Genomic DNA, 10,468 nt, shown 5'->3' on the forward strand with positions numbered 1-10,468 from the left:
GGGAAGGCCTGCTGCCCACCATTTCCTCTATGTTAGTACCCCTGATTTCATAATTCCGGACTTATGGGTAAAGATAAGCCCAGTGGGAGAGGGGAGAAATAGAGACTGTGCGCCTTTCAGACCTCCCGCTCAGATCACCAGCTCAAAGGATTCTTCCGGGCTGTCCCGATCCTTGCGATCCAGAAGGGCATCCAGGATTTTTTCCATGAGCCGGATGCCGCCCATGTAGCCCACCGTGGGGAAATAGCTGTGGCCCACCCGGTCAAAGATGGGAAAACCGAAGCGCACAAAGGGCAGATCCTCATCCCTTGCCATGTATTTGCCGTAGGTGTTGCCCATGAGCAGATCCACCGGCTCCTTTTTCATCCACTGGTGGAGAAGGAAAAGGTCACCATGGGCTTTGACGTTCACGGGTACGGGAAGGTGGGCGGTGAGCTCCCGGATTTTCTGCTCAAAGGCCTTGCCCGGTGTGCCCGTCACCACATGGACGGGGTGCATGTCCAGGGCCACGAGAAACTCCACCAGAGAGACAAGGGAGTCCGGATCGCCGAAAAGGGCCACCCGTTTCTGGTAGAACCAGGCCTGCATGTCCGTCATCACATCAAGGAGTTTTCCCCTTTCCACGGCAATGCTTTCCGGAACACTGACGCCGCCCACCTTGCGCAGGGTGTCCACAAAACGGTCTGTGGCCTGAAGGCCGATGGGCAATTCCTGTGTATGGCAGGGCACCTTGCACAGGGTGTCCAGCTTGCGGGCCGCCAGATCGGAGGCCAGAGGGCCGAGGGCGATGGTGGCCTTGCTGTCTCCCGTGGCCTTCATTTCCGCAACCGTCACGCCGCCCTTGGGGTACATGCGGAATTTTCCCGTCTGGGGTGCATTCAGCACATTGGAGGTGTCGGGAAAGACGATGGTTTTCAGGCCCATGAGACTGGCCATGCGCTTGATTTCCTCCATGTCCGAAGGCTCCACGTATCCGGGAATGATGTTGAGGGTTTCATTCCTTTTGCCCGTGGATGCGGAAAATGCGGAAACCATGCCCTGCACCATGTTGGCGAATCCCGTGACATGGGAGCCCACATAGCTGGGGGTGGAGGCGTGGATCACGTATTTTCCTTCGGGCACCTTGCCTTCGTCTTTCGCCTTGATGGCGATCTGGTTGAGGTCGTCACCAATGGTTTCCGAAAGGCAGGTGGTGTGTACGGCAATAACCTCCGGATCATAGACCGTGAAGATGTTGTCAATGGCCTGAAGGAGGTTGGCCTGCCCGCCGAAGACGGAAGCGCCTTCGGTAAAGGAGCTGGTGGCCGCCATCACGGGCTCCCGGTAGTGGCGGGTGAGGGCGGAGCGGTGATAGGCGCAGCAGCCCTGGGAACCGTGGCTGTGGGGCAGGCAGCCGTGGAGGCCCAGCGCCGCATACATGGCGCCGATGGGCTGACAAGTCTTGGCCGGGTTGATCATGAGTCCCGTGCGTTCCACGGGTTCTGCGGATGTATGACGGAGGAGCATGGGGATGTCCTTTCCTTTGATAATAAAAAATTGAACCCCCGTGGGAGCGGGGAGGTTTCCGACTCCCACAGGGGCCACGGGCCTCTCAGGCAACCCAGGCGTAGTTGGCGGAGAGTTCAGGTTCAGCGGCCCATGGAGGCGTGATATAAGACCAGACCTTGGCGTTCACCATGCGCTCGATTTCTTCATAAAAATTGATGGCTCCCTTAAAGCCCGCATAGGGCCCGCCGGAGTCGTAGGAATGGAGCTGTTTCATGGGAATGCCGCTCTTCTGGATGGCGTATTTTTCCTTGATGCCCGCACAAAAGATGTCCGGCTTGAACATTTCAATGAGCTTTTCCGTTTCAAAATGACTGATGTCGTCAATGACCAGGGTGTTTTCCTTCATGTCCGGCATGAGCCCTTCATATTCCCGGAAGGCCAGCCCTTCGTTTTCGAGCTTTTTCAGGCTTTCCTCATCCTTTCTCGGCACGTAACGCTTGGCATCCGGTGTGATGTGCAGCTCCTCGATGTTGCGGGAATCCGCATCCACCTTGATGCTGGGCAGTACCTTGCGGCCTTCGTAGTCGTCCCTGTGGCCGAATTCATAGCCCGCTGCAAGGGTTTCCATGCCCAGTTCAGCGAAAAGATCCTGATAATGATGGGCGCGGGAACCCCCCACAAAGAGCATGGCCCGCTTGCCCTCACACCGGGGCTTTACCTTTTCCAGGGAAACCTTCACCGCTGGCATTTCTGCTGCAATCACCTCTTCGACTCTTGCCTTCAGTTCCTCATCCTCAAAATACTGGGCGATTTTGCGTAAAGACTTGGCCGTGGATTCCGCACCAATGAAATTCACCTTGATCCAGGGAATCCCGAACTTGGTTTCCATCATCTCCGCCATGTAGTTGATGGAGCGGTGGCACATGATGGCATTGAGATCCGCCGTGTGGGAGTTGGCGAAGTGATCGATGGACGAGTTCCCCGAATAGGTGGAGACAAGGGTGATACCGCAGGCATCGAGAATCCGTTCGATCTCAAAGGAATCGCCGCCGATGTTGTATTCGCCCAGAAGGTTGATGCGGAACTTTCCCTTGCCGATGGTGTCGTCCAGCCCCACCACATGGGTGAAAATACCGTTGTTGGCGATGTGATGCCCTGCGGACTGGCTGACCCCCTTGTAGCCCTCGCAGCTGAAGGCAAAGACATTGATGCCGAGTTTTTCCTTCATTTCACGGGTCACGGCGTGGATGTCGTCGCCGATGAGACCCACGGGACAGGTGGCAAAAACGGAGATGGCTTTGGGATGAAAGAGATCATAGGCCTCCTGAATGGCCTGTTTCAGCTTCTTTTCTCCCCCGAACACGATGTGTTCTTCCTGCATGTCCGTGGTGAAGCAGTAGGTCATGAAGTTTTCATCGGTCTCGGATTCGGGCCGGGTCTGGTTGCGGCGGGTGAGCCAGGAATAATAGGCGCAGCCCACAGGCCCATGGGTGATGTTGACGATGTCCCGTGTGGGGCCCAGCACAACGCCCTTGCATCCGGCGTAGGAACATCCCCTCTGGGTGATGATGCCCGGAACGGTACGCATATTGGCACCCACTTCCGGCACCTTGCCCGTGCTGTCCTTGCGATTTACGAGAATCTGCTTGGCCCGTTTCCGGGCCACCTTGGTGGGGTATTTGGCAAGGATCTCGGCCTTTATCTTTTCTAGCTTTGCAGCCGTATTTTTTTCGTCGCTCATGGTCGTTTCCTTCTTCATGGTCGTTTGGGTAGCCTGAAACGGATCCCTCACCCCCGGCCCCTCTCCCGGAGGGAGAGGGGAGAATAAGACATCCTCAAGGCTCCCTCTCCCCCTGGGAGAGGGTTGGGGTGAGGGCCTCATCAAGACTCTTTTCTCCCCTTGGGAGCAGAGTCTGAGGTATCCCCTACACCTCATCCAGTACGGCTTCTCCCCGCTCCCCGGTGCGGATGCGGATGGATTCTTTGGCCTGAAGGACAAAGATTCTGCCGTCTCCGGATTTTCCCGTGCGGTTGACCCGGATCAGGGTGGAAACCACCTTTTCCACAAGGCCGTCCGGCACCACGATGGAGATCATGCGTTTGGGGATGAGGCGGCTGGAATCCCCCAGCTGGGTGATGGCTTCCTCAAAGCCCTTTTCCGCGCCCTTGAGCAGGGAAAAATCCACAATCCCTTTGCCCCGGCCCAGCACTTCTTTGGCGGTCATGGAAGTGATGCCCGCCTCCACCAGGGCTTTTTTGGTCTGGTTCATGCGGTTCATGCGAACGATGGCAATGACTTCCTTCATACCTGCACCTCCTCCATGCCGCCGTCGGGGCTTTCCTTGATACCGGAGCTGATGGTGTAAGCTTCGACAACGGGGGTGACAAAGATCTTCCCGTCTCCAAAGGCCCCTTTGTCGCCGCTGCGGGCCGCCTTCATGATGGTGCGGATGACGTATTCACAGTCCGTATCCTTCACCACCGTAAAGAGCAGGTCTTTTTGAAGTTCATCATAGGTGATATCGCCGATCTTGATGCCCCGCTGCTTGCCGCGCCCTACCACGGAGAACTTGGTTACTGCGGGAAAGCCCGCTTCCATGAGGTCGGAGAGAATACGGTCTGTGCGTTCAGGCCGGACAATGGCTTTAATGAGGTGCATGGGCTGGTCTCCTTTTTTAGGGTCTCGCTGATTCTGGTTACGATTTTGTAATTTTCAGGGCGCGCAAAGGGCAGAGAAGCCTTGTCTTTCCCCATGGGCGCGGTGTTTTTTCAGGCAGGGGATGGGGGTTCCGGGCTGCCTTCATCCTTTTTTAAAAAAAGGGGGCGGGAAAAGAAGAATCCCTTTGGGGTCAGCCTGCAAGCCCATATTCCATGAGGAGCTGCTCCAGCTCTTCAATGGCCAGCGGTGTGGGGATGACGTGCAGGTCATTTTCCGAGATCTTTTTGGCGAGGCTCCGGTACTCATTGGCCTGATCATTGGCAGGCTCAAACTCGATCACGGTCTTGCGGTTGATTTCTGCTCTCTGCACCACATTGTCGCGGGGAACGAAATGGATCATGCGGGTGCCGAGGCGTTTGGCCAGCTCTTCGATCATTTCCCTTTCATTGTCCACGTTCCGGCTGTTGCAGATCAGCCCCCCCAGTCGCACGCCGCCCGCTTCCGCATATTTCACGATCCCCTTGCAGATGTTGTTGGCCGCATACATGGCCATCATTTCTCCGGAAACCACGATGTAGATTTCTTCGGCTTTTCCTTCCCGGATGGGCATGGCAAAACCGCCGCAGACCACGTCTCCGAGTACATCGTAAAAGACATAATCGAGATTCCGGCTTTCCGCATAGGCTCCCAGCTGTTCCAGAAGGTTGATGGAAGTGATGATGCCCCGGCCCGCACAGCCCACGCCGGGTTCCGGTCCGCCGGATTCCGTGCAGACCGTGTTGCAGAATCCGGCTTTCTGTACGTCATCGAGGGTCACGTCTTCCCCTTCTTCCCGAAGGGTGTCCAGCACGGTACGCTGGGCCAGTCCGCCGAGGAGAAGGCGGGTGGAGTCTGCCTTGGGGTCGCAGCCCACCACCATGACCTTGTTTCCCATTTCCGCAAGCCCGGCCACGGTGTTCTGGGTGGTGGTGGATTTGCCGATGCCGCCTTTGCCATAGATAGCGATCTTGCGCATGGTCTTTACTCCTTTATGAAAGATGAGAAGGACATGGCCGGTGATGTGTTCTTTTCCGGCCATGATGTTTCCGTGTAGCCGTTTCCGGATTTCTGCTGCGATGGACATTTTTTTCTGAGAGCCGGAGACTTCGGAGCCTTGTCCGGCTCTCATGGGGTTCAGGCCATTTTATTCCGGGCAAAGGCCGCGCCGGATGCACTGGGGGCGAATCTGTCTCCGGAGTCCTTTCCGGATTCAAAGGACATGCCCGCTCCGCTGGCCCGGAAGTCCGGATAGGCATTGCCGCCGTGTTCGGTGAAGTCGAGTCCTTCCATTTCTTCGGCTTCGCTGGCCCGCAGTCCGATGGTGAGGTCCACAAGCCGGAACATGAGCCAGGCCGTGGGGAATACCCAGGCAAAGCAGGCAAGGGCACCGATGAGCTGCACGCCGATCATGGTAAGGCTGGTGCCGCCCGTATTGAAAAGTCCTGCGGCCAGCGTTCCCCAGACTCCGCACACCCCATGAACGGAGATGGCGCCGACGGGGTCGTCTATGCGGATTTTTTCAAAGAAGAGGACAGAAGAAACCACAAGACCGCCTGCGATGAGGCCGATGAGGATGGCGGAAGCAGGCCCCACATTGGCGCAGCCTGCGGTGATGCCCACAAGACCGGCAAGGACACCGTTTAAGCTCATGCCCACCTCGGGTTTGCCGAAACGGATCCAGGAGACCACCATGGCGGCAACAGCGCCTGCTGCGGCGGCGAGGTTGGTGTTGACAAAGATGAGGGCAATGCTTTTGTCCGCAGTGGTGGTGGAGCCTGCGTTGAATCCGAACCAGCCCAGCCAGAGGATGAAGACACCTAAGGCCGCCAGAGGGATGTTGTGGCCGAGGATGGGCCGGATGCGGCCGTCTGCCGTGTATTTACCCAGTCTCGGGCCGAGAACCATGGCTCCTGCCAGGGCTGCCCATCCGCCTACGGAATGCACCACGGTGGAGCCTGCAAAATCAATGAATCCGAGTTTTTCCAGCCAGCCTTCCCCATTGTGCAGGGAGCCCCAGGCCCAGGAGCCGAAGACAGGGTAGATGAAGGCGGTAAGAACGATGGAATAGCAGATGTAGCCTGCAAACCGGGTGCGTTCCGCCATGGCGCCGGATACGATGGTGGCAGCGGTGGCGGCGAACACCACCTGGAACATCCAGAAGGCGAGGTTCCATTCCGAGCCTTCTCCCGTGAAGTCCGAGAGGAAGAAGCCTGAGGTGCCCACAAAACCGCCCAGGCTGTGACCGAACATGAGGCCGAAGCCCACGGCCCAGAAGACAAGGGAGCCGATGGAAAAGTCCATGAGGTTTTTCATCATGATGTTCACCGCGTTTTTGGCACGGGTGAATCCGGCTTCCACCATGGCGAATCCGGCCTGCATGAAAAAGACAAGACAGGCGGCAATGAGGGTCCAGAGAAAATTGGCGTGTTCCTGGACGAGGGCAATGGCCTCGGCATTGGTGATGGGATCGGGAGCGGCATCACCGGCAAGGGCCGGGGCTGCCAGGGAGATGAGGATGGATGTGGGAATAAACCAGCGCATGATGCTTTCCTCCTGGGATTTGGGGTTTGGGAAAAGTGCCTTGCTTTTCCCATTCACTCTTGCCATTGGAGTAATGCATGAGGTGTGCCAGTTTGTTTGTTTTTTAAAATTTTATATAACAAATTGATTTTAAATGATTTATGAGATAGGGGGTTTTTAAGTTTTTCCTGAATGTATTTTTAATAATTTCATTTTTGTATTGATACATATTAAAAAATACATATATGAAATAATAGTCAATAATTATTTATTGACTCAAGAAGAATTATTAACTTGAATTATTGTATTCCGATGGGTATGGTAAACCAGCATAACGGTTTGCCCTTAAAGAACCATCGGGGGGTGCTTAAAGGGCTCTTGCGATCCGACCGGAGTGCATGGCGTTCCAGACATAAGCTCCTTGATCAGATTCTGAAAACAGGAAAGGCCGGACAAACTTGTCCGGCCTTTCCTGTTTTCTTGTTTGTGCCAGAAGAGAAGCCCCTATCGGGGCTGGTTTTCCAAAGGGTACCTTCCCCCCTGCTACTGCGGGTGGATTCCACATGTCTAAGGGGTCAGGGGCTGATGGCCTCCAGCTCCCGTGCCACTGCATCCATTTCGTCGTCTTCAAAGGCAGCGTCCAGCGCATCAAAGCCCTTTTTCGCCCTTTCCTGGGAGATCCGTTGCTGAAGGCGTGCAACCCTTTCCTTCTGGTAATCCAAAAGGGCCTGCTTGGAGAGTGTTGCGGATCCGAAGCTGCGGGCGGGCCTTGCCTTGCGCACAAGGCCTCCTTCCTGGGCATCCTGCTGGGTGATGTTGGCAATGCGCATGTGACGGCGGACAAAGAGTCCAAGATCCTCATCCCTGCGGAACTGGCGGATCAGCTCCTTTTCTGCAGGGTCCTTGATATCCCGGAATTGTTCATAATAGATGACAATGTCAATGATTTCCTGAATGCGTTTTTCCATGGCCAGGGCCAGATTGGCCTTCAGGGGTTCCACGGTTTCCAGCCCGCCCTCCATATAGGAAAAGACATAGATATACTGGGGGCTTTTTTCCTCGTAATACCAGGCCGGAGCGCCTTCAATGCGGATCTGTTCTCCTGAGACAAGGGCCTGTTCAAACAGAAAACCGGCAAGCACGGAAACAAGTTTGATGGCTATGGCTTCGAGCATGGCGTTTTCCTTTCGAGAAAAGGGGAGGGCATCCGGGTGATGAGAAAAGAGGTCATCACCCGGAGAGCATCAGTTTTTCAGGGAGTGAATGGGAGCTGGAATACGGCCTCCCCGGGTGACAAAGGGGTCTTTTCCTGAGGCATTGGGTATATCAATGATGGTGGCAAAGCCGAGAAGACCACCGAAGTGGGCCATGTCCCCCGCCTTTTTGCCGGGAACGGGGATGAGACGGCAGGCCGTGGTTTTGGCGTTGATCATGCCAATGGCCATCTCGTCTGCAATGATGCCTGCAAGGGTTTCCACGCTGGTGTCGCCGGGGATGGCGACCATGTCGAGGCCTACGGAGCAGACAGCGGTCATGGCTTCAAGTTTTTCAATGGAAAGGTAGCCTTTTCTGGCAGCCTCTGCAATGTTGAGGTCTTCGCTCACAGGAATGAAAGCGCCGGAAAGTCCGCCCACATGGGAGCTGGCAAAGGCGCCGCCCTTTTTGACCGCATCATTGAGCATGGCAAGCGCCGCTGTGGAGCCGGGTGCGCCGATGCTGACAAGGCCCAGACTCTGAAATATTTCTCCCACACTGTCGCCCACGGTGGGCGTGGGAGCCAGGGAGAGATCCACCACCCCAAAGGGAATGCCAAGATCCCTTGCCACTTCACGGCCAATGAGCTCACCCACACGGGTAACCTTGGCCGCGGTTCGCTTGATGCGCTCGGCAATATCCCCAAGCCCCATGGAGGGCTGTTCCCGCAGGGCCCGGTCAATGGCCTTTTTGACCACGCCAGGGCCGGAAACACCCACATTGATCACCGCATCCGCTTCGCCGATCCCCAGATAAGCCCCTGCCATGAAAGGAATATCCGGAGGAATATTGGCGAAAACGCAGAGTTTGGCGCAGGCCAGTCCATCTTTGTCTGCGGTGAGGGCGGCGGCTTCCTTGATGGCCCGACTCATGCGCAGAACCGCATCCATATTGATTCCCTCCCGTGTGCTGGCCACGTTCACAGAGGCGCAGACCCGATGGGTTTCAGCAAGGGCCTGGGGCAGGGCCGCGATGAGCGCTTCATCCCCCCGCGCCATGCCCTTTTCCACAAGGGCGGAAAATCCACCCACAAAGTCCACGTTTACGGTTTGGGCAATGCGATCCAGGGTTCGGGCCACAGCCACCATGCCTTCGGGGCCAAAGGGGGCTGCGATGGTGGCAATGGGGCTGACGCTGATGCGTTTATTCACCACCTGGATGCCGTATTTTTCTCCGATACGGTTGCAGGTGGGGACAAGGTTTTCGGCAAGGCCGCAGATTTTCTTTTCAATGTTGGCGCAGAGCCTGTGAATGTCGTCGCTGACACAGTCAAAGAGGTTAACGCCTAAGGTAACGGTGCGCACATCGAGATGCTCATTGTTGAGCATGCCGAGTATGGTAAGGATTTCCCTGTCGTGAATCATGGTCTGCTCCGGTTCAGATGCGGGTGATGGATTCAAAGATATTGCGGTGCTGGATGTTGATCACAAGGTTGAACTCTCCAGCCCTTTTTCTGAGATCCTGGGAAAGGGCGCTGGTGTCTGTGGCCAGAGGCACATCCGCTTCATAGACCATGAGATTGCGGGAAGGATCATTGCCGCCTTCAAACATGGCCCGGAGATTGGTGACATTTACCCTGTGACGTGCGAGGATGGCGGTGATTTCCGCCACAAGCCCCCGACGGTCAGGGCCAAAGCAGGTGATGACAAAGGGTTCCGATGGCGGTGGGCCAGCGGTGTCGGGTTCCGGCATGGGCTTGACGAGAATATCCATACCCTGGGGAGACAGGACGCTGCGGAGTTTTTGCTGTAAGTGCTCCACGCCGAGTCCTTCGGGAAGGCTTGCGATGAAAAGGCCTGCGAACTGAGTTTCCAGAAGGGTCTGGCTGACCTGATCAAGGTTGCCGCCTTCCCGGAAAATGGCTTCGGATACGGAAGCGAGGATACCGGGTCTGTCGTTGGCCAGAACCGTGACAATGACTTTTTCCATGGATCTTAATTTTCCTTTATGATGAAGCCGTGACGCCGTAGAAGAAATGTACCTAAGGGTCCGGGATACTTAGGACCTTTGGATGAAAAACAGTACTTTTTCCCATGAAAGGTGGGTTTATGGAAGTTTTTTTTTACAAGGCACCCCTTTGTCCTCGCTGTTTTGCCGCAGAAAGGCATCTGAAGCGCGTGCTTTCCGGGATGGACCATGAACTGCATGTCCTGGATGTTTTCCGCCACCGAAAAGCCGCGAGGGCGGATGGTGTCACCATAGCGCCCACCATCCGCATGGAAGGTCGGATGCTTTCCGGACTCTGGCTGACGGAAAGACAGATACGGGATTTTGTGGAGGGAGGTTCCGGAGGGAAATAAATCAGAAGGCATATCTGATGTAGGGGGTGGGGTTCTTGTTTTGAGATTGTTGTGGGGATGGAGAGCGAGGGGGAAGCCAGGTAGAGAAATGGGATCTCTGATTTCCCGATTCGGTCAGCATTCTGTTTTAAAATGATGTATCTGCGTCCTCTTTATTGACAGTCTTTCTTCCTCTGGGCTAGATTGACGGCTTGATTTTTTTAAAGGG

At 55.8% G+C, this 10,468-nt stretch carries 10 protein-coding genes; 1 reads left to right on the top strand and 9 read right to left on the bottom strand.

All coding sequences use genetic code 11. The features are described 5' to 3' along the window. Positions 1-129: 129 nt before the first annotated feature. From nifK to RBR60_RS15180, 9 genes are all read right to left on the bottom strand, one after another. Complete coding sequence (gene nifK / locus RBR60_RS15140; protein ID WP_320358310.1) at positions 130-1,506, bottom strand: nitrogenase molybdenum-iron protein subunit beta; 1,377 nt, start codon at positions 1,504-1,506, stop codon at positions 130-132. A gap of 85 nt (positions 1,507-1,591) precedes the next feature. After that, on the bottom strand, positions 1,592-3,229 hold the full coding sequence (gene nifD / locus RBR60_RS15145) for a nitrogenase molybdenum-iron protein alpha chain (RefSeq protein ID WP_320358312.1): 1,638 nt from the start codon (positions 3,227-3,229) through the stop codon (positions 1,592-1,594). A 184-nt stretch (positions 3,230-3,413) separates the two neighbouring features. Then, entirely contained in the window at positions 3,414-3,794 is a 381-nt protein-coding gene (locus tag RBR60_RS15150; protein WP_320358314.1) for a P-II family nitrogen regulator, read from the bottom strand. Continuing rightward, complete coding sequence (locus tag RBR60_RS15155) at positions 3,791-4,147, bottom strand: P-II family nitrogen regulator (protein ID WP_320358316.1); 357 nt, start codon at positions 4,145-4,147, stop codon at positions 3,791-3,793. Before RBR60_RS15155 ends, RBR60_RS15150 begins: the two co-directional genes overlap by 4 nt. 190 nt (positions 4,148-4,337) lie before the next feature. Next, positions 4,338-5,162 carry a nitrogenase iron protein gene (nifH, locus tag RBR60_RS15160; protein ID WP_320358318.1) on the bottom strand — a complete coding sequence of 275 codons (825 nt, stop codon included), beginning with the start codon at positions 5,160-5,162 and terminating at the stop codon, positions 4,338-4,340. A 158-nt stretch (positions 5,163-5,320) separates the two neighbouring features. Next, positions 5,321-6,727, bottom strand: coding sequence for an ammonium transporter (locus tag RBR60_RS15165; RefSeq protein WP_320358320.1), 1,407 nt, complete (start codon positions 6,725-6,727; stop codon positions 5,321-5,323). 554 nt (positions 6,728-7,281) lie between these two features. Next, entirely contained in the window at positions 7,282-7,881 is a 600-nt protein-coding gene (locus tag RBR60_RS15170) for a hypothetical protein (protein WP_320358322.1), read from the bottom strand. Positions 7,882-7,950: 69 nt separating this feature from the next. After that, on the bottom strand, positions 7,951-9,324 hold the full coding sequence (locus RBR60_RS15175) for a PFL family protein (protein ID WP_320358324.1): 1,374 nt from the start codon (positions 9,322-9,324) through the stop codon (positions 7,951-7,953). Between the two features lie 13 nt (positions 9,325-9,337). Continuing rightward, on the bottom strand, positions 9,338-9,889 hold the full coding sequence (locus tag RBR60_RS15180; RefSeq protein WP_320358326.1) for a glycine cleavage system protein R: 552 nt from the start codon (positions 9,887-9,889) through the stop codon (positions 9,338-9,340). A gap of 119 nt (positions 9,890-10,008) precedes the next feature. Here RBR60_RS15180 and RBR60_RS15185 point away from each other — a divergent pair, with 119 nt between their 5' ends. Continuing rightward, positions 10,009-10,260: a hypothetical protein gene (locus RBR60_RS15185; RefSeq protein WP_320358328.1), complete on the top strand. Its 252-nt coding sequence runs from the start codon at positions 10,009-10,011 to the stop codon at positions 10,258-10,260. Positions 10,261-10,468: the final 208 nt, after the last annotated feature.

Origin of the sequence: Desulfobotulus sp., from assembly GCF_034006065.1 — a bacterium.
GTDB lineage: Bacteria > Desulfobacterota > Desulfobacteria > Desulfobacterales > ASO4-4 > Desulfobotulus.